Below are 22,243 nucleotides of genomic sequence, written 5' to 3' on the forward strand. Positions count from 1 at the left end.
CGCCTGTTAAAAATGGGAAGAACTGTCCCCTCCTGCATAATTATACAACAGGAAAGAACAATTCGCATTGTTTTTTATTAATCGTAAATGTGAGCAGTTGCTGCATCTTCATTTGCTTTTCTTGTAATCAATGCAGCTGGACCATCAGATGTAGAAATATTGACTTGCAAATCAGCTGTCTTCGGAATATGTTGTCCGACTAAATCCGTCACATACTGTGTAAAGCCGATAATCTCTGCTTCACCATAAAATTGTAACGGAATATCAATGTTTAATTCTGCTAGTTGACCGTCTTCATATCTACCACGACCAACGACACCTGTAAAGTTTGGATAATAGTCTTCAATTGCTTTTTTGAAATTCAAGAAATTGTCATTATCTGTTTTGTGATCTTTAGCAGATTCAGTTGATGGTAAAACATAATTTTTTTCATCTATATCTTTCCAATTAGAAAGACTGTCCCCATTTGCAGTTGCATAGGCAATGTAATTTCCTGGAGCTACCGCATCACGAGCTCCTTGTTTGTAAATGGCAATCGTTACAGGAACATTTTCTAAACCTTTTGTTTGGCGAATTCGATTTAACACAGTGGCAGACATTTCTTTCCCTTGTGCTAATAATTCACTATTACTAATTGGTTGTTCATAGGTGTCTCCGTATTTTTCTTTTTGGTAATAATCGACCGAATTCATCGCAAGGGCAATAGAAATCCCACCAAGAGCAACCGTATCTTTGTCCGTTTGTTTTAAATAATCTTGTTCTAAAATATGTGCTAGATAGATTGGATTACGATTCTCACCGTTACCATTACTGGCTGGGTTTAAACCATTCGGATTTTTATCGCTTTTTCTATCTAACCATTTTTCTAACGTTTCTTTATCCAAATATTGCCCTTCTTGGAAAAGATAATTATCTGGGGAGTATTTATTTTGCGAAACACGCATTAAACCAGATTCTAATTCGTTAATATCATATCGTGAATAAATATTCGATACGACAAGTCCACGGGATTTGCTTGCTTTGTATGGTAGTACGGTTTTGTAATAATTGGATGAGATTTGATTTTTTGTCATGATGCCCGTCTCTGCTTTTGAATCATCTTTTTGTACCACTTTATCATTTGAGTCAAGTTTTGGGGCACAGCCAGAGAGCACAAGCGTTAAGCCGAGCGCTGCTATTATGATTTTTTTCATTCGTTTAATCCACCTTCGTCTGGTAAGTACTCTATTAAGTCTTCTTCTGACCAAATAGGAATGGCTAGTTCTTCCGCTTTGGCTAATTTAGAACCAGCATCACTGCCAGCTACAACAACATCCGTTTTCTTACTGACGCTACCAGAAACATTTCCTCCGAGGGATTCGATTAATGCTTTTGCATCATTCCGCGTTAACTTTTCTAGTTCCCCAGTTAAGACAACGGTTTTACCTGTGAAAACAAGTTCTTCCTCGGACATATCTTCTAGTTTTGGCCCTGTATAGGTCATATTGACGCCAGCCCTTTTTAGTTCTTCTAATAAATCATGTACTTCTTCATTCGCGAAATAAGTGACAATACTGTCTGCCATTTTTTCACCAATGTCGTTAATACTTGTCAGTGTTTCTTTGTCTGCTACTTTCAAATTATCCATTGTATCGAAATGAATGGCAAGTGATTTGGCGGCTTTTGCACCAACATGGCGAATGCCTAAGCCGAAAAGTAATTTTTCAAGCGAGTTTTGTTTACTTGCTTGGATGGATGCCAGTAAATTAGTTACTGATTTCTCACCCATTCTTTCTAATTCTAACAGTTTCTCCTTCGAAAGGAAAAACAAATCTGCTACATCTTTAATTAAATGCTGTGAAAATAGCTGGATAATTACTTTTTCGCCGAGGCCATCAATGTTCATCGCATTTCTGGAGACAAAGTGGATAAGTCCTTCTTTTATTTGAGCTGGGCATTTAGGATTAATACATCTTAACGCCACTTCTTCTTCTAACCGAACCAATTCACTATCGCACGCTGGACAATTTTTCGGCATATGGAAAGGTTCTTCACTTCCGCTACGTTTTTCGGTGATGCTTTTAATGACTTCTGGAATGATATCGCCAGCTTTTTTGATTAAAACGGTGTCGCCAATGCGGATATCTTTCTCTGTAATTAGGTCTTCATTATGAAGCGAAGCGCGGCTAACGGTTGTCCCTGCCACTCGCACTGGTTCTAACACGGCGGTGGGAGTTATCACACCAGTTCTACCAACATTTAATTCGATATCGAGTAACTTAGTTGGTACTTCTTCGGCTGGGAATTTATAAGCAATCGACCAACGAGGCGATTTAACGGTGTTTCCCATTTGGCGTTGTTGCTCTAAGTTGTTTAATTTTAAAACAATGCCGTCAATATCGTATGCTAATCCGGCGCGTTTTTCTGTCCATTCTTCAATGTACGCATAAACTTCTTCTAAACTGTTGCAAAGTCGGCGTTCTTTATTGACTTTAAGACCAAGTGTTTCAAGCATATCTAAGCCTGCGCTATGAGTTTCAACGCCCATTTCACCAAAATCTGCTACTGCATAAAGGAAGATATCGAGATTTCTCGACGCTGCGATTTTTGTGTCCAATTGTCGAAGCGAGCCAGCCGCAGCATTTCGTGGATTGGCAAATAACATCTGGCCTTCTTCTTCGCGAATTTCATTTAGTTTTTGGAAGGAGCGTTTTGGCATGAAAGCTTCACCGCGAACTTCAATGGAATAGTCCTTTTGAAGTTTCATTGGGATGGAGCGAATCGTACGCAAGTTAGCAGTAATGTCTTCCCCAATGGTTCCATCACCACGAGTAGCACCTTGTTTGTATTTACCATTTTCGTATTGAAGGGATACTGCTAGTCCGTCAATTTTAAGTTCGCACATATAAGCAATATCATCGCCCACTTTGTCGCGAATTCGGCGGTCAAAGTCTGCCAAGTCTTCTTGGTTAAAAGCGTTGGCAAGACTTAACATCGGCGTGTCATGTGCTACTTTTTTAAAACCTTCTAAAACTTCCCCGCCAACTCGTTTTGACGGAGACTCAGGTGTAACCCACTCGGGATGCGCTTCTTCTATTTTAAGTAATTCTTGCATCTTCTGATCGTATTCGGCATCTTCTACTGTTGGATTATCAATTACATAATAATCATAGCTGTACTGATCAAGTATGTTGATTAGTTCCTCATACCTTTTTTTATCAGCCATCATTCTTCACCTGCTTTTTCCAAATTTATACTTTTTCAATTGGCGCAAATTCTGCGAGCAATCGTTTGACGCCAGTTGGGCTTGGGAATGCAATATCTAGTTCCATTCCGCTACCTTCCCCTTTGACACTGACGACTGTTCCTACGCCCCATTTTTTATGACTGGCTTTATCGCCGACTGTCCAACCAAGCGTTTCTGCTCCAGAGGATTTATACGCAGTAGTTGTTTTTTGTGGCATACGCGGTTTGGCATATGGTTTGTCTGCTTTTAATTTATTTTCATTACCTAACTCAAGTAAGTCTCGAGGTATTTCTCCAATAAAACGAGATTCCTGATTAGAGGACGGACGACCATAAAGCATCCGCGAATAAGCGCTCGTTAGGAAAAGTTCTTCTTCCGCTCGAGTAATACCAACGTAAGCAAGTCGACGCTCTTCTTCCATTTCATCTTCCTCATAAATGGCTCTAGAATGTGGGAAAATCCCTTCTTCCATCCCAACCAAAAAGACAACTGGGAATTCTAGCCCTTTGGCAGAGTGAAGTGTCATCAGTGTGACAGCCCCGTTTTGTTCTTCATTGTCTTCTTCTAACTTATCGACGTCAGCAACGAGTGCTAAATCAGTTAAAAAGGCAATTAACGTTTTATCGTCATTTTCCTTTTCAAAGTTTTGTGTTACAGATAAAAACTCGTCGATATTTTCTAAACGTGTTTGCGCTTCAATGGTTCGTTCATTTTTTAGCATTGCGCGGTAGCCTGTTTTTTCAAGGATTTCTTCTACGAGTTCGGTTACGGATAAGAAATCTTGCATTTGCGTGAAGCCGCGAATCAAATCATGAAACGCAACTAAGTCTTTGCTTACTTTAGGCGAAATTCCCGCTAGTTCGATGCGGTTAAGGACTTCAAACAAGCTCAAATCATATGTGGTCGCCACATTATTTAGTTTATCTAAAGTACCTGGTCCAACGCCGCGTTTTGGAACGTTAACGATACGTGTCAAACTAATATCGTCTTCATTATTACTAATCAGACGTAAATACGCCAAAATGTCTTTGATTTCTTTTCTGTCATAGAACTTCGTGCCGCCGACCATCGTGTACGCCATATTCGACTTCATGAAATATTCTTCCATGACACGGGACTGGGCATTGGTTCTATAAAGAATCGCAAAGTCAGAAAGTGGTCGATTCGAGTTATTTACTTCTTCTTGAATTTTCATAACTACATAGGCCGCTTCTTCTTTTTCCGTTAATGCTTTATGATAAAAAATCTTTTTCCCTTCTGCGTTACTTGTCCAAAGATTTTTCGGTTTACGATTACCATTATTTTCGATAACACGGTTTGCCGCTTCTAAAATACGTTTTGTCGAACGGTAATTTTCTTCTAGCAAAATGGTTTTCGCATTGGGGTAATCTTTTTCGAAGGACATGATGTTACTAATGTCCGCCCCGCGCCAACCATAGATTGATTGATCCGAGTCCCCAACGACGCATAAATTTTTGAAACGAGAAGCAAGCTGTTTCACGAGTAAATACTGCGCGTGGTTGGTATCTTGGTACTCATCCACGTGAATATACTGAAATTTACGTTGATAATATTCTAAAACATCGGGCACACGTTCAAATAATTGAATGGTGACCATAATTAAATCATCAAAATCGAGTGCTTGATTTTTCTTAAGTTTCTTCTCGTATTTTTCATAGACTTCGCCGACCATTTTGTCATAGAAACCACTTGCTTCTTTAATATATTCGCTTGCAGTTATCAGTTCATTTTTGGCATTGCTAATAGAAGCCAAAATCCCCCGTGGCTCAAACTTCTTAGGGTCGACATTCTTTTCTTTCAAAATGCCTTTAATAACCGATAATTGGTCACTGCCATCTAAAATAGTAAAATTACGTTCATAGCCAATCCGGTCAATATCGCGACGTAAAATTCGTACGCACATCGAGTGAAAAGTAGATATCCAAATAGATTCTGCTTCTCCGCCCATTAAATTGCCAATCCGTGACTTCATCTCGCGAGCCGCTTTGTTCGTAAACGTAATCGCTAAAATATTATAAGGATTTACACCACGTTCTCTCACTAAATAAGCTATCCGATGGGTCAAAACTCGTGTTTTCCCACTTCCGGCACCAGCCATAATTAATAAAGGTCCTTCTGTACTTTCTACTGCTCTTCGTTGTTCCGGATTCAATCCGTCCACTAATTCTTTTGCATTCAATTGCATTCTCCTATACACCACCATACAAACATTTGTTCTTATTTTATCATACTACACTTTATAATCAAACCGTTTTCTTCCTAAAAATAGTTGCGGTTTCTAGTGCTTTTTCTAAATCTTCATAAATAATATTGCCAACAATAATCGTATCCGCATATTTTGCCATTTCAGCAGCTTGTTCTTTTGAACGTATTCCGCCCCCATACCAAAATTTTGTATTACTTAATGCGGCACTTGCTTTTCTTACAACCTCTGGATCTCCGTACATGCCGCTATATTCGACATAAAAAATGGGCAGATGAAATATATTCTCTGCTAACCGCGCATAGGCAACGATGTCTTCGTCCGTTAAATCGGTCTTCGCTTCTGTTAAATGAGCCACTTTTGCATCTTTATTTAAAATAACGTAGCCTTCTGCTGTGACTCGTTTCCAAGGAATAAATGCTCCCATTTCTTTGATTAACTCCTGGTGTAAACCGTGTGTCCATTTACTATTTTCTGTATTCAACACTACTGGAATTAAAAAATGGTCTGCTTCAGGTAAAATCATGGATTCGTTGCTTATTTCAAGGAAAATCGGCAAGTCCGTTTCACCTAATAATTCGTAGAGCTTTTGGACTGCTTCGATTTGTACATTATCCGTCCCACCAATAATAAATCCATTGGTTCCAGAATGGACGAGCTTCGTTAGATCATTCATTGGTAAATTCTTTGCTGGGTCTAACTTGAATAAATGCTTCATTTGCTCCTCCAAGTCTCTATAATGGGATATCTTATTATAGCATTAGTTACATTTCATCGCACCCTTACGACCAAAAATTTTAACTTTTTTTAAGCTTTTTTTACCAGTTGCTGTTGGGATAGCTTTTATTTTATGGTATGATGAGGAAAATTTGATTTTATTAAGACTTCTGAGTATTTACATAGAAAAAAGGAAATGGGGATATTATGCAAGAAAACAGAGAAGAATGGGGCTCAAAAGTCGGGTTTATATTAGCATCCGCTGGGTCCGCAATAGGAATTGGCGCGATTTGGAAACTGCCTTATGTGGCTGCAACTGCAGGAGGTGGCGCATTTTTCTTATTGTTTTTAGTTTTAACTTTACTCGTTGTGATGCCACTTTTAATTGCAGAATTTGTGATTGGACGAGGCTCTGGCGGAGATGCTGTTCAAGCTTATAAAACACTCGCGCCCGGAACAAAGTGGAATTTACTTGGAAAATTAGGCGTTGTAGGCGCAAGTATTTTATTTTCGTTTTATAGCGTAGTTGGTGGTTGGATTATCACTTACTTAATTAAAACACTTGCTGGCGGGATTGCTGGCGAAAATCAAGCAAGTCTGCTGCATGATTTCCAAGTGACGACAGCTAACCCGTGGATATCAGTTGGCGCAACGATTCTCTTTATTTTACTAAATGTCATTGTTATTAGCCGCGGAGTTGTTAGTGGAATTGAAAAAATGAGTAAGTTTATGATGCCAGCTCTATTTATTTTATTTATTGTTTTAATTATCAGGTCCTTAACACTACCTGGTGCGATGGAAGGTGTCGCATTTTTCTTACGTCCAGATTTTAGTCATTTCACAGCGCAAACGGTTCTTATAACGCTTGGTCAGGCCTTCTTCTCACTCAGTGTGGGGATTTCAGTAATGGTGACCTATAGTTCTTATTTAAATCGGTCGACTAGTTTACCGCAGTCTGCCATTTCGGTTTCGCTTATGAATGTGTTTGTGTCGCTTCTTGCGGGATTGGCCATTTTCCCGGCAGCATTTTCGTTTAATATTACACCAGATGCGGGACCTGGATTGCTATTCGTTATTTTACCTTCGATCTTCAATCAAATGCCCTTTGGGATGTTGTTCTTTATTATTTTCTTGATTTTATTCTTATTCGCCGCATTAACCTCTAGTTTCTCGATGCTTGAAGCAACGGTTGCGCCACTGATGAATGCGGGTGTTAATCGTAAAAAAGCAAGTCTTTGGATGGGGCTCGTGATTGTCTTGATGGCTATTCCAAGTGCGCTTAGTTTTGGCGTTTGGAGCGATGTTCAGATTTTCGGACTAAGTATTTTTGATGCTGCCGATTATCTTGTGTCGAATATTATCTTGCCAGTTGGTGCTTTATTTATCGCAATTTTCGTTGGTTACCGATTACCTCGTGAATTACTTTTAAAAGAATTTACCACAAGCAGCCATTTTGGAAAAAAAGTGTTTATTCTTTGGCTCTTTCTTATTAAATATATTGCACCAATCGCGATTATTTTCGTCTTCCTCTCCGCAACTGGTTTAATCGATTTTCTGTTTTAACAAAAAAAGCAATCCGCTAAGTTTTTAGCGAGATTGCTTTTCTTATATTGCCATAAGGACAATGCTTGTTACACAAATCAAGATTCCACTAAGGCCAATCGCCGTACCAATTGCTCGTTTTTCTCTAACATTAGCAAGTGTCGTGAAAATAAAACAAATAATAAAGACCCAGTGCCACAGTAAAGAAAAATCAAGCCCCGTGCCAGTGGCAATCATATTAATCACAAAATAAATAACTGCAAGCGCAAGAATAGAGATGATGACAATCTGATAGGTTTTACTATTAAACTTTTTCAATATAATCCCTACAATCTTATTCTGGCTTCGTCATTCTTGAAAATACTACATCATACATATCATTACCATAATGAAGTGAACGTTTTACACGTGAAATAGTTGCTGTACTTGCCCCAGTTTCAGATTCAATCACATTATATGTTTTTCCATCATGAAGCATTTTTGCTACTTGGAAACGTTGAGCCATGGACTGTATTTCATTCACTGTACAAACATCATCAAAAAAAGCATAACATTCTTCTAAATTCTCGAGCGTTAAAATCCCTTGGAAGAATTCATCCAATCCTTGTCCACGCAACTTCTCTATTTGCATATCTTTACCTCCAAATAATCTCATATATCCTACTTTCATATTTTAACGTACCAACGCGTAAAACACAAACGTTTCTCTTCACTTAATGAACAAAAAAAGTACTATCTAGGAATTTATCCTTGAGATAGTACTTTTCAATTATTCTGCTTTTGTGCCAATATCAATTCGATAAAAGAAATTCGGGTTATCTAGTTTTTGCATTTCTGGATAAAGTAATGTGCGTGCATCAGTCATCGTTTCTGCTTCTTTTGCTAGTAGCAAGACGCGTCCACCATCAGAAATAAAATCGTCATTTTCATCTTGTTTTGTACCTGCATGATAAATCGCTACATCTTCTGCAACATCATTTAGACCAGTTAATTTGTTTCCTTTTTCATAATGCTCTGGATAACCGGCGCTTGCTAGGACAACTCCTAGCGTAATCCCTGATTTTTTAAAGCGCACATCTGGTTTTTCGTTATGGAGTAAAGCGTCTATCAGTGCTGCAAAATCACTCTCTAAACGAGGCAAAACAACTTGTGTTTCCGGATCACCAAAGCGTGCGTTAAACTCAATTACTTTTGGGCCTTCTGCGGTTAAGATAAGCCCAGCATAGAGAATTCCGCGGAAATAACGACCTTCTTTTACCATTCCTTTTGCAGCTGGAAGAAGAATTTTTTCGACAGCTTCGTCTACTACTGTTTCAGAAATATGTGGTACCGGAGAATAAGCTCCCATTCCGCCAGTATTTGGTCCTTTATCGCCTTCATAAGCGCGTTTATGATCTTGCGCGATAGCCATTGGATAAACTTCTTCCCCATTTACAAACGCCATCAATGAAAACTCTTCTCCCGCTAAAAAGTCCTCGATAACGACCTTGAGAGATGCGTCACCGAATTTTTCTTCTAGCATCATATCTTTTAATGCAAGAACTGCTTCTTCCATTTCTAACGCTACAGTGACTCCTTTTCCAGCAGCGAGTCCATCTGCTTTAATGACGATTGGCACACCGCGCTCATCCAAGTATGCTTTCGCTTCCGCATAATCGGTGAAGGTTTTTGATGCTGCGGTTGGAATAGCATATTTCTCCATAAATTGTTTCGCAAAATCTTTGCTGCCTTCAATTAATGCTGCATTTGCTTTTGGACCGAATGCTTTAATTCCAGCTTCTTCGAGAGCATCGACAACGCCTTCTAAAAGAGGCACTTCAGGCCCAACAATAACAAAAGCAATTTCTGCTTTTTTAGCAAAATCAATTAAACCAGCTTTATCCGTTTCAGAAATAGCTACGAGTTGGATGTTGTCTAAACGCATTCCGTCGTTTCCCGGAGCACAGTATACATTTTCGACATTGTTGGATTCTAATAATTTTTTACTAATAGCATGTTCTCTACCACCGCTACCAACTACTAATAAGTTCATTTATTTACACGTCCTTTTTGAGGATTAATGTTTGAAGTGTCGTACATGAGTTAGAACCATGGAAATACCATATTTGTTTGCCATCTCAATGGATTCCTTGTCTTTAATGGATCCACCAGGCTGAATAATCGCTGTGATTCCCGCTTTTGCCGCAGCTTCGACCGTATCATCCATTGGAAAAAAGGCATCCGAGGCAAGTACAGCACCTTTTGCTTTCTCGCCAGCTTGCTTAAGTGCAATTAACGCGGAACCGATTCGATTCATTTGTCCTGCACCAATTCCAAGTGTTTGTTTATCAGATCCTACTACTATCGCATTGGATTTTACATGTTTCACAATTTTCCACTGAGCAATTAATGCTTTCATTTCCGCTTCTGTAGGTTGTTTTTCCGTTACTACTTCATAACTCGCTGTATCTTCTATAACAGAATCGCTCGCTTGAATAAGAAGTCCACCATTTACAGATGTTTTCTCGAAACCTTTTACGGAACCGGCAAACGGAACAGTTAACAAGCGAATATTTTTCTTTTTCGCTAAAATGGCAAACGCTTCTTCAGAGAAACTTGGCGCAATAATAATTTCTAAGAAAATTTTGCTCATATGTTCGGCTGTTTTCGCATCCACTTCTTTATTTAAGGCAACAATCCCTCCAAAAATAGACGTTTCATCCGCTTCATAAGCTTTCAAATAAGCTTCTTCAATATTTTCTCCAACACCAACGCCGCATGGATTCATATGTTTTACTGCAACCGCGACCGGCTCTGTAAATTCACTTGCAATTTTAAGTGCTGCATCTGCATCCCGAATATTGTTGTAAGATAACTCTTTACCGTGCAACTGTTTCGCGGAACTAATTGAATTTTCTACCGTGCCAGGTTCTGTATAAAAAGCGGCATCTTGGTGAGGATTTTCACCATAACGCAAAACTTGTTTTCGATTGTAAGTTAATGTTACTTTTTCTGGGAAAGTTTCTCCAGTGATGTTCGTTAAGTATTCTGCAATTAAAGCATCATAGGCCGCTGTGTGCCGAAAAACTTTCGCAGCTAGACGTTGGCGCGTTTCAAAAGTAGTTGCGCCGTGTTCTTCTAGTTCTGTAAGTACCGTATCGTAATCCGCTGTATCAACTACAACAGTTACCGCTGCATAATTTTTCGCAGCTGAGCGTAACATCGAAGGTCCGCCAATATCAATATTTTCAATCGCTTCTTCTAAAGTAACACCAGATTTTTGAATCGTTTCTTGGAAAGGATATAAATTTACAACGACTAAATCAATTGGCTTGATATCGTGTGCCGCAATAGCTTCCATATGTTCAGCTGTATCGCGTCTTGCCAGTAACCCACCATGAATTGCTGGATGAAGTGTTTTCACGCGACCATCAAGCATTTCTGGAAATTCAGTTACTTCTTCTATTCCTGTTACCGGTACGCCAGCTTGTTCAAATGCCGCTTTTGTTCCACCTGTCGAAATAATTTCTACTCCAAGTTCTACTAATTTTTCTGCAAATGGCACGATGCCGTTTTTATCTGACACACTAATAAGCGCTCTTTTCATGATAATTAATCGTTCCCTCCATTTTGAATTAATCCTCGAATCACTTTTGGATAAAAAATATGTTCTACTTGATGAATTTTTCCAGCTAAAGTATCTACAGTTTCCGCATGTTCAATCGGTACTTTCACTTGATCAATAATTGGTCCAGTATCCATTCCCGCATCCACAAAGTGCGCGGTGACACCAGTTTCTGAAACATTCGCTTGAATTGCTTGACCAATAGCATCTTTTCCTTTGAATTCAGGTAACAACGATGGGTGCAGGTTGACAATTTGCTCGGGAAATTCTGCTAATAAAGTCGGCCCAATCAAACGCATATATCCTGCTAGCACTAACAAATCAATTTCCAACCCGCGAAGTTCTAGTAAAATTTCTGTCTCAAAAGCTTCTTTATCCGGATAATTTTTCGCTTCAAAAAGGAACACCGGAATCTGATGTGTGTTTGCGCGTTCTAAAACATAAGCATTTGGTTTATCACATACCAGTAGTTTCACATGAGGCTTAATAAACGCATCATCCACTAAAGCTTGAAAATTCGAACCGTTACCCGAAGCAAAAATGGCTATATTCATCCTTTTGTGCCTCCTGTGAAAATAACCGCATCATTTTCACGTGTCGTAACTTCTCCAATAACATAAGCCGCTTCCCCGTTTTGAACGAGTACTTCTAATGTTCTTTCCACATCCGCTTTCGCAACTGCCAACACCATACCAATGCCCATATTGAAAATTTCATACATTTCAAGTTCGCTCAATTGGCCGTATTTCTTCATAACGTCAAAAATCGGCAACACCGGCCACGAACCAAGCTCCACTTTGACAGCTAAATCATTTGTTAACATCCGCGGTAAATTCTCTACAAATCCGCCACCCGTCACATGCGTAATTCCGTGCACATCTACCTCTTTCAATACTTCTAAAACTGGCTTCACATAAATCCGTGTCGGTTTAAGTAGCTCTTCCACAAGCGGTACATCTAGTTCACTGATTTCCGCATCGAGTGTCAATTCGTTATCTTTAAAGAAAATTTTACGCACAAGGGAGTAACCATTACTATGAATTCCGCTTGATGGAATACCAATGAGTGTATCTCCTTCTCTGACTGCGCCTTCTGTAATTAGCTTCTGTTTCTCTACAGCCCCAACAGTAAAACCAGCTAAATCATAATCTTCCGCGCCGTACATATCAGGCATTTCAGCAGTTTCGCCGCCAATTAAAGCCGCACCAGCTTGTTCACAGCCGTCAGCCACGCCTTTAACAATTTGTTCCATTTTCACTGGATCTGTTTTTCCAGTAGCGATATAATCTAAGAAAAATAATGGCTCGGCGCCTTGAGCTAAAATGTCATTCACACACATTGCCACGCAGTCAATCCCGATGGTATCATGCTTATCTGCTTCAATTGCCAAAAGTAATTTTGTCCCAACACCATCCGTACCAGAAACAAGGACAGGTTCTTTTAAATGCAAACTACTTAAGTCAAACATTCCACCAAATGAACCAAGTGCCCCCATCGCGCCTAATCGCTCTGTTCTAGCCACATGTTTTTTGATACGTTCTACAACTTGATAGCCAGCTTCTACGTCCACGCCTGCTTTACTATATGCATTTTCTGCCATTCGATTTGTCACTCCTCATTATTTTTCTGCTTCTAAGCTCGCTAAATATTCCGCTTCATAATCATATAAAGGGGTTGGGTAATCGCCGTTGAAATAAGCCATACAAAGTCCCCCGTAAGGTTCGTTCGGATAAGGTCTGCCAATGGAATCTACTAAACCTTCTTCACTCAAATACTCTAAAGAATCAGCCCCAATAATCCGACAAATTTCATCAACAGAATAATTAGAAGCGATTAATTCATTTCGCGTTTGGATATCAATTCCATAAAAACAAGGATAAGCAAGTGGTGGAGAAGCGATTCTTACATGAACTTCCGCCGCTCCTGCTTCACGTAAAAGCTGGACAATGCGTTTACTTGTCGTCCCGCGAACAATCGAATCATCAATCATGACAACGCGTTTTCCTTCCACAACCCCGCGCACGGCAGAAAGTTTCATTCTAACGCCTTGTTCCCTAAGTTCTTGTGATGGCTGGATAAAAGTTCTTGCCACATATCTATTTTTGATGAGACCAAGTTCGTAAGGAAGACCAGCTTCCTCCGCATAACCAATCGCTGCAGAAATACTGGAATCTGGTACACCTGTAACCACATCTGCATCAATAAAAGCCTCTTTTGCTAATCTTTTCCCAGAACGTTTTCTTGCCGAGTGGACATTAATTCCAGCAATATTAGAGTCAGGTCGCGCAAAATAAATGTATTCCATACTGCAAATCGAATGCGTCACATTTTCCGTGAATTTTTCAATTCGAAGCCCGTCATCATTAATAATAATTAGTTCACCTGGCTCCACATCGCGGACAAACTCAGCGCCAACCGTTTCAAAGGCACATGTTTCCGAAGCAACTACGTAAGAATCACCAATGCGACCTATCGAAAGCGGTCTAAAACCATTCGGGTCAAGCGCCGCATACATCGTGTCTTCCGTCAGAAGCATGTACGCAAAGCCACCCTTAACCTTGTTCAAAGCCACTTTTAAATCTTCCACAAAATCACCTGTATGGCTACGTTTAATTAAATGCGCTAACACTTCTGTATCCGAACTCGTTTGAAAAATAGCGCCTTCTTCTTCTAGTTCACGGCGTAAACTTTTCGCATTAACCAAATTTCCATTATGCGCAAGTGCTAAAGAAGAACTATGAAAGTGAAATAAAAATGGTTGTACGTTCCCTAAGTTTTTTTGACCAGCTGTCGCATATCGAACGTGGCCAATGGCTGCTTTACCTTTTAAATCGTCTAGTTCACCATGTTTAAATACGTCTGCTAAAAGGCCGAGATTTCGGTGACCTTTTAGTGTTTCACCGTCTGTCGAAACAATTCCGGCACCTTCTTGACCGCGATGTTGTAAACTATGCAACCCATAATAGGTGATTTCCGCTGCATTAGGATGATCCCAAATACCAAAAATACCACATTCTTCGTTAAGTCCTTTTACTTCAGCAAGCATGGAATAGCCCCTTCCCAAATGGATCGTAATTCCGTTGTTTTCGCTGTAACTTGATCTTCCTTATGTTTCACACGAATCGTATCATCCTCGGTTACTACACCAAGGCGGTATACTTTTTCCAGTTCCATTAATTGCGCAAAAGCTGCTTCGTTTTCCGGTTTTACCGATACTAAGAAACGTGATTGCGATTCACTGAATAGTTGATTCAACTCAAACGGTACTTCTACATCCGCACCAAGCCCTGCTTTAAAAGTCGCTTCCGCAAGGGCAACACCAAATCCACCTTCTGCCAAATCGTGACTAGAAGCAACTAGACCTTCCTGAATCGCCGTTAGAAGTAATTGTTGGTATTTTTTCTCTGTCGTTAAATCTAATTCCGGCGCACGTCCGCTAATTTTCCCTTGTTGCAATTTTTGCAATTCCGAACCACTATATTCAGCTTTTGTTTCACCAATTAAGAAAATCACATCGCCACTATTTTTAAAATCTTGTGTCGTAATATGTGCCAAATCTTCTACTAAACCAACCATTCCAATGACTGGCGTTGGATAAATTCCGGTACCATCTGTTTCATTATAAAGCGATACATTACCAGAGATAACAGGCGTATCAAGTTCTAAACAAGCCGCACTAATACCATCAGCCGCTTTTTCAATTTCCCAAAAAATTTCTGGTTTTTCAGGATTTCCAAAGTTCAGTCCATCTGTAATCGCTAGTGGTTTCCCGCCAGAACAAACGATATTGCGCGCCGCTTCCGCAACCGCTATCGCTCCGCCTACTTTTGGATCAAGATACAAATAGCGTGAGTTACAATCAGTTGTCATGGCAATTGCCTTCTCGGTCCCACGCACACGAACAATCGCCGCATCTGAACCAGGTACAACAGCTGTATCCGTCCGAACTTGATAATCATATTGCTCATAAATATGGCGCTTACTAGCAATCGTTGGCTGAGCAAGCAGTTCCTTCCAAACACCGACCACATCCTCCATAACTGGCACAAACGATTCCTCTTCTTGGAAAGCTTGATAACGAGCTGGCTCTTTGGAAGGTTTATGATAAACTGGCGCATCTTCTGCAAGCGCATCTACAGGAACGTTCGCAACTACTTCACCATGATGAATAATTTTGTACATTTTATCATCTGTTACTTGACCAATCACAACAGCCTCTAAACCATAACGTTCAAATAACGCTTGGATTTCTTCCACATGCCCTTTTTTCACACATAGAAGCATCCGTTCTTGCGATTCAGAAAGCAACATTTCATAAGGCGTCATATTTAGTTCTCGTTGCGGCACATCATCCATAATTAATTCTAGCCCAGCGCCCGCTTTTGAGGCCATTTCAGAACTTGAACTAACGAGACCAGCTGCTCCCATATCTTGAATTCCCACTAAAATATCCGAATGATCACGAATCACATCTAAACAAGCTTCAAGCAACAATTTCTCCATAAAAGGATCGCCAACCTGTACAGCAGAGCGTTGTTGTTCACCTTCTTCACTAAACTCTACAGAAGCAAAAGTAGCACCATGAATCCCGTCACGACCAGTTTTAGCGCCAACATACATCACCGGATTACCAATTCCTTTTGCTTGCCCTTTTTGAATATCTTTCGCCTCGATTAAACCAACACACATTGCATTAACTAGCGGATTTTTTGTATAACAAGGATCAAATTGGATTTCGCCACCAACCGTTGGAATCCCAATGGAGTTACCGTATCCTGCGATTCCCGCAACGACTTCACTAACTAAGTATTTCGCATGGGGTGTATCTAACTCACCAAAACGAAGCGAGTTAAGCATTGCAATCGGTCTAGCTCCCATCGAGAACACATCACGGATAATCCCGCCGACCCCAGTCGCAGCCCCTTGATACGGCTCCACGTAGGATGGATGATTATGACTCTCCACTTTAAAAGCAACACCTAAACCATCGCCAATATCGACAATCCCAGCGCCTTCACCAGGTCCTTGTAATACTTGTTTGCCTTCTGTAGGAAATTTCCGAAGTACTGGTTTAGAATTTTTATAGCTACAATGTTCCGACCACATAACAGAGAAAAGCCCAGTTTCTGTATAATTAGGCTCGCGTCCAAGAATCGAACAAACAAGCTCATATTCACTATCAGTTAAGCCCATTTCTTGATAAATCTTTTGTTCTTTAATTTCTTTTGTCGTTGGCTCCATGTTAGGCATTTACTTGTTCCTCCTTCCAAGCTTTTACAACGGACTCGAAAAGTCTTAAACCATCTGTACCGCCAATAATTTCTTCTACCGCGCGTTCTGGGTGTGGCATCATTCCAAGCACATTACCGCGCTCATTTACGATCCCCGCAATATCCGCACGGCTACCATTCGGATTCACGCTATCATATGTAAACACAATTTGGTTATTATCTTTTAATTTTAAAAGTGTTTCATCGTCACAGTAATAATTACCTTCCCCGTGAGCAACTGGAACTTGGATAATTTCGCCTTCTTTATAAAGCCCGGTAAACATCGTACTTGCATTCGCCACACGAAGCGGCACCGTCTTACAAATAAAATGCAAATTATTGTTTCTAATTAAAGCACCTGGCAGTAAACCAATTTCAGTTAAAATTTGGAATCCGTTACACACACCAAGCACTGGTTTTCCCATTTCAGCAAAGCGTAAAACTTCTGGCATAATACTTGAAAATTTCGCAATCGCACCAGTTCGCAAGTAATCTCCGTAAGAAAATCCACCTGGAAGTAAAACCGCGTCAAAGCCTGCAAGACTTGTTTCCGCATGCCATACATATTCCGCCTCCTCGCCAAGAGAATCGCGAATCGCATGTAGCATATCAAGATCACAATTAGAACCTGGGAACTGAATGACAGCAAATTTCATCGTTTAAGCCTCCTCTATTTCATATCGGTAATCTTCCATCACCGGATTTGTTAGCAGTTTGTCGCACATTTCATTCAATACTTCATGAATATCTCGATCTGATTTTGCAACTTTTAGTTCCATAAATTTACCAATACGAACATCTTCTACTTCCTCATAACCCATGCTTTTCGCTGCATCTTTTACTGCAACACCTTGTGGATCTAATACGCTTTTCTTTAAAGTGACATAAACTTTGACATTATACATTTTGTGGCCTCCTAGTTTTGAACTTGCTTTAATCTATTCAATACTTCTGTATACACATCTGTTAAATTGCCAATATTCCGACGAAAGACATCCTTATCGAGCTTTTGATTTGTTTCCTTGTCCCAAAGTCTACATGTATCAGGCGAAATCTCATCTGCTAGTAAAATATTCCCAGTCGCATCCCGACCAAATTCTAATTTAAAATCAATTAGCGTAATATTCATTTGATTGAATAATTCTTGTAACACCTTATTAATCGAACGAGCAGCCTGGCGAATTATATCCATCTCACTCGTTGTCGCAAGCTCTAAATAAAGCACATGGTCATCATTAATAAACGGGTCATCTAACGCATCATCTTTATAGTAAAATTCTACTATCGCATTTGGAATTAGCTCGCCTTCTTCTTTTCCAAGCCGTTTCGCAAGACTCCCAGCCATCACATTGCGAACAACCACTTCAAGTGGAATAATTGATACTTCTTTCACCAATTGCTCCGTTTCCGAAATCGCTCGAATAAAATGACTCTCTATTCCCGCTCCTGCTAAATGAGAAAAAATAAGCGATGTAATTTGGTTATTAAGCTCACCCTTCCCAGCAAAAGATTCCTTTCGCACCCCGTTTAGCGCTGTCGCATCATCCTTATAGGCAACACGCAAGACACCTGCTTCTTCTGTTTTAAAAAGTCGTTTTGCCTTTCCTTCATAAACCAGTTCATTAGTCACGATAATTTATCTCCTTATAAATTACTTAACCTCTTTGAAAAAATAAATATCAAAGAGGTTAGGTTGTATTCTGCCCGTAATTATAATCCTAAACGATCAAAAATTAAGTCGACATTCTTCAGGTGATAGTTGTAATCAAAGCAATCTGCAATTTCTTCCGCAGATAGGTTTTCAATAATGGTTGCATCTTGTTCTACTAATTCACGGAAAGGTACTTGTTTTTCCCAAGCTTCCATTGCTCTTGGTTGTACGACATCATACGCCGCCTCACGAGCTAAACCTTTATCAATAAGTGCCAGTAATACACGCTGTGAATAAATAAGTCCCAGTGTTCTGTCCATATTGCGTTTCATATTTTCTGGGAACACCGTCAAGTTTTTCACGATATTTCCAAAACGATTCAAAATATAATCAAGTAAAATAGTGGAATCTGGCAGAATAATTCGTTCCGCTGAGCTATGAGAAATATCACGTTCATGCCAAAGTGGCACATTTTCATAAGCAGTAACCATATGACCGCGAATAACGCGCGCTAATCCAGTTACATTTTCAGAACCAATTGGATTACGTTTATGCGGCATTGCAGATGAACCTTTTTGTCCTTTTGCAAAGAATTCTTCCACTTCACGCACTTCACTTTTTTGCAGTGCACGTACTTCTACCGCAAATTTTTCTACAGAAGTTGCAATTAATGCAAGTGTTGCCAAATATTCTGCATGGCGATCGCGTTGCAACGTTTGTGTAGAAATCGGCGCAGGAGTTGTTCCTAATTTTTCACATACGTAAGCCTCCACAAAAGGATCAATATTCGCATACGTCCCGACCGCACCAGAGATTTTCCCGAATTCCACACCATCAGCTGCAAAATTAAAACGTTCTAGGTTACGTTTCATTTCCTCGTACCATAGAGCAAGCTTCAAGCCAAAAGTAGTAGGTTCCGCATGAACACCATGTGTACGTCCCATTGTTACGGTATATTTATGTTCTTTTGCTTTTTCGCCAATAATCGCAATGAAATTTTCCAAATCCTTACGCAAAATCTCATTCGCTTGTTTAAGTAAATAAGAATTCGCTGTATCCACTACGTCTGTTGAAGTTAAGCCATAATGAACCCATTTACGTTCCGCACCAAGCGACTCAGAAACTGAACGAGTAAATGCCACAACATCATGTCTCGTTTCTAGTTCAATCTCATGAATCCGATCCACATCAAACTTTGCATTAGCACGGATCTTCGCAACATCTTCTTTCGGAATATCACCAAGCTCTGCCCATGCTTCACAAGCCAAAATCTCCACTTCTAGCCAAGCCTGATAACGATTTTGTTCTGTCCAAATGTTGCCCATTTCTTTACGAGTATAACGTTCTAACATCCTTTTAAATTCCTCCAGTTACTTCCAAATTTGCGTTTCTTCTAAATCTTGTATAACCGCTTTTGGTTCATCAGCAAGCACAGTAACATGACCCATTTTGCGATTGATTTTCGCTTCTTTTTTTCCATAATAATGTACAAACCAATGTGGATAATTCACCATTTGTTTATTCACTGCATCGACATGTTGCCCTAAAATATTAATCATTAAGGCTGGTTTTAAGAGTTCTGGTTTTACAAGTGGCAATCCAACAATCGCTCGAATATGCTGCGTAAACTGAGAAATAGAACAAGCTTCAATTGTAAAATGCCCAGAATTATGAGGTCTTGGAGCAAGTTCATTTACATAAATAGCCCCTGATTTTGTCACAAACATTTCTACTGCTAAAACACCACATAATTGAAGTACATCTGCTAACTTTCTCGCAATTTCTTCCGCTTCCTCATGCACGTCATCCGCCACATCTGCAGGAGCCGTAGTTGTATGCAAAATATTATTTACATGTACATTTTCTGCAACTGGAAAAGTTTCTATTTGCCCATCTAAATTACGAGCGACAACCACAGAAATCTCTTTTTCAAAAGGAATCCAAGCTTCTAGTACACAAGAGCCGTATCGCAACAATCTCGCTGCTGTTTCAATATCCCTTGCATCATGAATAACCACTTGCCCTTTCCCGTCGTATCCACCTTGTGCCGTTTTTAAAACAGCAGGATATCCAATACTTTTAATTTCATTTTCAATTTCATCTTGTTCCACTATAACCGCATACGGCGCAATGTTAATATTAGCTGATTCCAGATAAGCTTTTTCCAAAATCCTATCCTGTGTAATCGAAAGCAATTCCGATCCTTGCGGGACAGATACTAAGTTTTGCGTCATTTTCAAAGCATCATAGTCGATATTTTCAAATTCATATGTAACTACATCTGCTTTTTCGGAAAGTTCGCGTAATGCTACTTTATCATCATAGTCAGCAATAATTTGTTCATCACTTACTTGAGCAGCTGGGCAATCAGCGGTAGGATCAAGAACAATAATACGATACCCCATCGCTTTCGCCGCAAGAGCAAGCATACGTCCAAGTTGTCCGCCACCAATAATACCAATAGTACTATTTGTCAGTAAAAATTTTTTATCCAAGATAATCACTACTTTCTAGAACTGTTTCTTCTAGTGTAGCACGTCTTTTTTGTAATCTGTTAGTAATTGCATCGTCCGTTATGGATAAAATTTGCGCCGCTAGAAGGCCAGCATTTACAGCACCACTTTCTCCAATAGCAACTGTCGCTACCGGGACACCTCCAGGCATCTGTACAATAGAAAGTAACGAATCCATTCCATTCAACGCTTTTGATTTAATTGGCACACCAATAACAGGCAAAGTCGTCTTTGCCGCAATCATACCTGGCAAATGCGCCGCGCCCCCAGCACCGGCAATAATAATTTTCAAACCACGTTCCCGCGCTTGTTCTGCATATTGAAACATAAAATCTGGTGTACGATGAGCAGAAACCACTTTTTTCTCATAAGCTATTTCTAATTCATCTAATACATCACATGCTTTTTTCATTGTATCCCAATCTGAGGTACTCCCCATAATGACACCAATTACAGCAGGCATTACGTGATCAACTCCTTAATAATCTCTTTTCGACTCCTTCATTCTAACAATAGGCACGATAAATGTCAACGAAAAATCGAACATTTAATTGTTACATTTTATTAACGTTCGTGTTTAGGTCGTATTTGCTCTTTTTACTAGCATTATGTATCTAATTTCACTAAATAAATAAAAAAAGAAGCTACCATCAAAGGTAAGCTCCTCTTCATTTCCGAACTTGTTTAACCCAAAAACCACCGTGAATTTGTTTTGGCTCAGAGGAAACAATAAATGCCCCATTATCAATTTCAATAATGTGTTTATATAATTTCCGCTCATTCTTTCTTTGAGTCAAAATTTCAAGCATCATCCGTTCACCATCACGTCCACTCGCAAGCCAACTAGTAACCCCATAACCTAGATCTCGAATTTGATTTGGTAAGTCTAAGTTATATTCTTTGGTAATAACATTCACTGTAATATAGCCTAAAGCAATTCGCTCTTCAATTTTCATACCAACAATAATTCCTACACCAAATCCAATAGCATATGCTAAAACATTGGCAATATTATTTAAGTTATCCAAAACCAAACTAAGAGCAACTACATAGATAATCATTTCAAACACACTTGAAAGTGCAGCTAAGTAACGATAACCTTTCATCGTTAAAAGTAACCTCACCGTATAAATCGTCACATACAAAATATTTACAATAAAAATAGTAGCCACTATAAATATACCGTTATCCACTAAAATAACCCCTCCACCTAAAAACTACATTCCACTGAGTCTTTTACTAATATAACATCCATTAAGATAGCTGACAAAAGAAACACTTCAACAAAAAAAGCCCTAAATAATTAGGACTTTTCAAATTGCCCGGCAGCGACCTACTCTCGCAGGGGGAAGCCCCCAACTACCATTGGCGCAGAGAAGCTTAACTACCGTGTTCGGGATGGGAACGGGTGTGACCTTCTCGCCATAACTACCAGACAATATGAAGTTGTTGAAAGATTGCTCTCTCAAAACTAGAGAAGAAAGGGTTCAGTTAGG

20 protein-coding genes and 1 rRNA gene are annotated in these 22,243 nt (G+C 39.6%); 1 reads left to right on the forward strand and 20 read right to left on the reverse strand.

The genetic code is table 11. The features are described from left to right. Positions 1-77 precede the first annotated feature (77 nt). The 4 genes from GL301_RS09025 to GL301_RS09040 form a co-directional block, all read right to left on the reverse strand. Positions 78-1,193, reverse strand: a complete 1,116-nt coding sequence (locus tag GL301_RS09025; protein WP_003728229.1) for a CamS family sex pheromone protein — start codon at positions 1,191-1,193, stop codon at positions 78-80. Then, on the reverse strand, positions 1,190-3,205 hold the full coding sequence (gene ligA / locus GL301_RS09030; protein WP_274758858.1) for an NAD-dependent DNA ligase LigA: 2,016 nt from the start codon (positions 3,203-3,205) through the stop codon (positions 1,190-1,192). The genes GL301_RS09025 and ligA overlap by 4 nt, the downstream gene beginning before the upstream one ends. Before the next feature lie 25 nt (positions 3,206-3,230). Then, complete coding sequence (pcrA, locus tag GL301_RS09035; RefSeq protein ID WP_074384939.1) at positions 3,231-5,426, reverse strand: DNA helicase PcrA; 2,196 nt, start codon at positions 5,424-5,426, stop codon at positions 3,231-3,233. Between the two features lie 64 nt (positions 5,427-5,490). Beyond that, positions 5,491-6,168 carry a heptaprenylglyceryl phosphate synthase gene (locus GL301_RS09040; protein WP_003731566.1) on the reverse strand — a complete coding sequence of 226 codons (678 nt, stop codon included), beginning with the start codon at positions 6,166-6,168 and terminating at the stop codon, positions 5,491-5,493. 206 nt (positions 6,169-6,374) lie between these two features. On the opposite strand from GL301_RS09040, the gene GL301_RS09045 reads away from it, so the two are divergent. Then, positions 6,375-7,730, forward strand: coding sequence for a sodium-dependent transporter (locus GL301_RS09045; protein ID WP_003728227.1), 1,356 nt, complete (start codon positions 6,375-6,377; stop codon positions 7,728-7,730). A 42-nt stretch (positions 7,731-7,772) separates the two neighbouring features. On the opposite strand, the gene GL301_RS09050 is transcribed toward GL301_RS09045, so the two are convergent. From GL301_RS09050 to rrf, 16 genes are all read right to left on the reverse strand, one after another. Next, complete coding sequence (locus GL301_RS09050; protein WP_003728226.1) at positions 7,773-8,027, reverse strand: hypothetical protein; 255 nt, start codon at positions 8,025-8,027, stop codon at positions 7,773-7,775. A gap of 16 nt (positions 8,028-8,043) precedes the next feature. Beyond that, entirely contained in the window at positions 8,044-8,340 is a 297-nt protein-coding gene (locus GL301_RS09055) for a YerC/YecD family TrpR-related protein (protein ID WP_003720075.1), read from the reverse strand. A 138-nt stretch (positions 8,341-8,478) separates the two neighbouring features. Continuing rightward, the gene (purD, locus tag GL301_RS09060) at positions 8,479-9,741 is read right to left on the reverse strand and encodes a phosphoribosylamine--glycine ligase (protein ID WP_003728225.1); all 1,263 of its coding nucleotides are present in this window, start codon (positions 9,739-9,741) and stop codon (positions 8,479-8,481) included. A 24-nt stretch (positions 9,742-9,765) separates the two neighbouring features. Beyond that, the gene (purH, locus tag GL301_RS09065; RefSeq protein WP_003726208.1) at positions 9,766-11,295 is read right to left on the reverse strand and encodes a bifunctional phosphoribosylaminoimidazolecarboxamide formyltransferase/IMP cyclohydrolase; all 1,530 of its coding nucleotides are present in this window, start codon (positions 11,293-11,295) and stop codon (positions 9,766-9,768) included. A 5-nt stretch (positions 11,296-11,300) separates the two neighbouring features. Continuing rightward, positions 11,301-11,867: a phosphoribosylglycinamide formyltransferase gene (purN, locus tag GL301_RS09070; RefSeq protein ID WP_003726209.1), complete on the reverse strand. Its 567-nt coding sequence runs from the start codon at positions 11,865-11,867 to the stop codon at positions 11,301-11,303. After that, a complete protein-coding gene (gene purM / locus GL301_RS09075; RefSeq protein ID WP_070298239.1) occupies positions 11,864-12,913 on the reverse strand; it encodes a phosphoribosylformylglycinamidine cyclo-ligase in 1,050 nt (349 codons plus the stop codon). The genes purN and purM overlap by 4 nt, the downstream gene beginning before the upstream one ends. Positions 12,914-12,931: 18 nt before the next feature. Beyond that, complete coding sequence (gene purF / locus GL301_RS09080) at positions 12,932-14,359, reverse strand: amidophosphoribosyltransferase (protein WP_003722245.1); 1,428 nt, start codon at positions 14,357-14,359, stop codon at positions 12,932-12,934. Then, complete coding sequence (purL, locus tag GL301_RS09085; RefSeq protein WP_009918191.1) at positions 14,344-16,563, reverse strand: phosphoribosylformylglycinamidine synthase subunit PurL; 2,220 nt, start codon at positions 16,561-16,563, stop codon at positions 14,344-14,346. The genes purF and purL overlap by 16 nt, the downstream gene beginning before the upstream one ends. Beyond that, positions 16,556-17,239 carry a phosphoribosylformylglycinamidine synthase subunit PurQ gene (gene purQ, locus GL301_RS09090; protein WP_003726212.1) on the reverse strand — a complete coding sequence of 228 codons (684 nt, stop codon included), beginning with the start codon at positions 17,237-17,239 and terminating at the stop codon, positions 16,556-16,558. Before purQ ends, purL begins: the two co-directional genes overlap by 8 nt. 3 nt (positions 17,240-17,242) lie before the next feature. Beyond that, positions 17,243-17,488: a phosphoribosylformylglycinamidine synthase subunit PurS gene (purS, locus tag GL301_RS09095; RefSeq protein WP_003722248.1), complete on the reverse strand. Its 246-nt coding sequence runs from the start codon at positions 17,486-17,488 to the stop codon at positions 17,243-17,245. 11 nt (positions 17,489-17,499) lie between these two features. Further along, on the reverse strand, positions 17,500-18,213 hold the full coding sequence (purC, locus tag GL301_RS09100; protein WP_003726214.1) for a phosphoribosylaminoimidazolesuccinocarboxamide synthase: 714 nt from the start codon (positions 18,211-18,213) through the stop codon (positions 17,500-17,502). Positions 18,214-18,293: 80 nt separating this feature from the next. Then, complete coding sequence (gene purB, locus GL301_RS09105; RefSeq protein ID WP_003726215.1) at positions 18,294-19,586, reverse strand: adenylosuccinate lyase; 1,293 nt, start codon at positions 19,584-19,586, stop codon at positions 18,294-18,296. An 18-nt stretch (positions 19,587-19,604) separates the two neighbouring features. Further along, positions 19,605-20,729: a 5-(carboxyamino)imidazole ribonucleotide synthase gene (purK, locus tag GL301_RS09110; protein WP_003742397.1), complete on the reverse strand. Its 1,125-nt coding sequence runs from the start codon at positions 20,727-20,729 to the stop codon at positions 19,605-19,607. Next, a complete protein-coding gene (purE, locus tag GL301_RS09115) occupies positions 20,722-21,210 on the reverse strand; it encodes a 5-(carboxyamino)imidazole ribonucleotide mutase (RefSeq protein WP_010958945.1) in 489 nt (162 codons plus the stop codon). The genes purK and purE overlap by 8 nt, the downstream gene beginning before the upstream one ends. 205 nt (positions 21,211-21,415) lie before the next feature. Then, entirely contained in the window at positions 21,416-21,940 is a 525-nt protein-coding gene (locus GL301_RS09120; protein WP_003726218.1) for a DUF2179 domain-containing protein, read from the reverse strand. 127 nt (positions 21,941-22,067) lie between these two features. After that, a 5S ribosomal RNA gene (rrf, locus tag GL301_RS09125) occupies positions 22,068-22,183 on the reverse strand. Between the last annotated feature and the right edge of the window lie 60 nt (positions 22,184-22,243).

The sequence above is a fragment of the Listeria sp. LM90SB2 genome (assembly GCF_028867355.1).
Lineage (GTDB): Bacteria > Bacillota > Bacilli > Lactobacillales > Listeriaceae > Listeria > Listeria monocytogenes_B.

Excerpts from the sequence above, each read along its gene's own strand:
- GL301_RS09045 (WP_003728227.1), top strand. The coding sequence starts at position 6,375 with ATGCAAGAAAACAGAGAAGAATGGGGCTCAAAAGTCGGGTTTATATTA.
- purN (WP_003726209.1), bottom strand. The coding sequence starts at position 11,867 with ATGAATATAGCCATTTTTGCTTCGGGTAACGGTTCGAATTTTCAAGCT.
- purB (WP_003726215.1), bottom strand. The coding sequence starts at position 19,586 with ATGTTAGAACGTTATACTCGTAAAGAAATGGGCAACATTTGGACAGAA.
- purH (WP_003726208.1), bottom strand. The coding sequence starts at position 11,295 with ATGAAAAGAGCGCTTATTAGTGTGTCAGATAAAAACGGCATCGTGCCA.
- purM (WP_070298239.1), bottom strand. The coding sequence starts at position 12,913 with ATGGCAGAAAATGCATATAGTAAAGCAGGCGTGGACGTAGAAGCTGGC.
- purF (WP_003722245.1), bottom strand. The coding sequence starts at position 14,359 with ATGCTTGCTGAAGTAAAAGGACTTAACGAAGAATGTGGTATTTTTGGT.
- purQ (WP_003726212.1), bottom strand. The coding sequence starts at position 17,239 with ATGAAATTTGCTGTCATTCAGTTCCCAGGTTCTAATTGTGATCTTGAT.
- GL301_RS09055 (WP_003720075.1), bottom strand. The coding sequence starts at position 8,340 with ATGCAAATAGAGAAGTTGCGTGGACAAGGATTGGATGAATTCTTCCAA.
- purS (WP_003722248.1), bottom strand. The coding sequence starts at position 17,488 with ATGTATAATGTCAAAGTTTATGTCACTTTAAAGAAAAGCGTATTAGAT.
- purE (WP_010958945.1), bottom strand. The coding sequence starts at position 21,210 with ATGCCTGCTGTAATTGGTGTCATTATGGGGAGTACCTCAGATTGGGAT.
- purL (WP_009918191.1), bottom strand. The coding sequence starts at position 16,563 with ATGCCTAACATGGAGCCAACGACAAAAGAAATTAAAGAACAAAAGATT.
- purD (WP_003728225.1), bottom strand. The coding sequence starts at position 9,741 with ATGAACTTATTAGTAGTTGGTAGCGGTGGTAGAGAACATGCTATTAGT.
- GL301_RS09040 (WP_003731566.1), bottom strand. The coding sequence starts at position 6,168 with ATGAAGCATTTATTCAAGTTAGACCCAGCAAAGAATTTACCAATGAAT.
- ligA (WP_274758858.1), bottom strand. The coding sequence starts at position 3,205 with ATGGCTGATAAAAAAAGGTATGAGGAACTAATCAACATACTTGATCAG.
- GL301_RS09025 (WP_003728229.1), bottom strand. The coding sequence starts at position 1,193 with ATGAAAAAAATCATAATAGCAGCGCTCGGCTTAACGCTTGTGCTCTCT.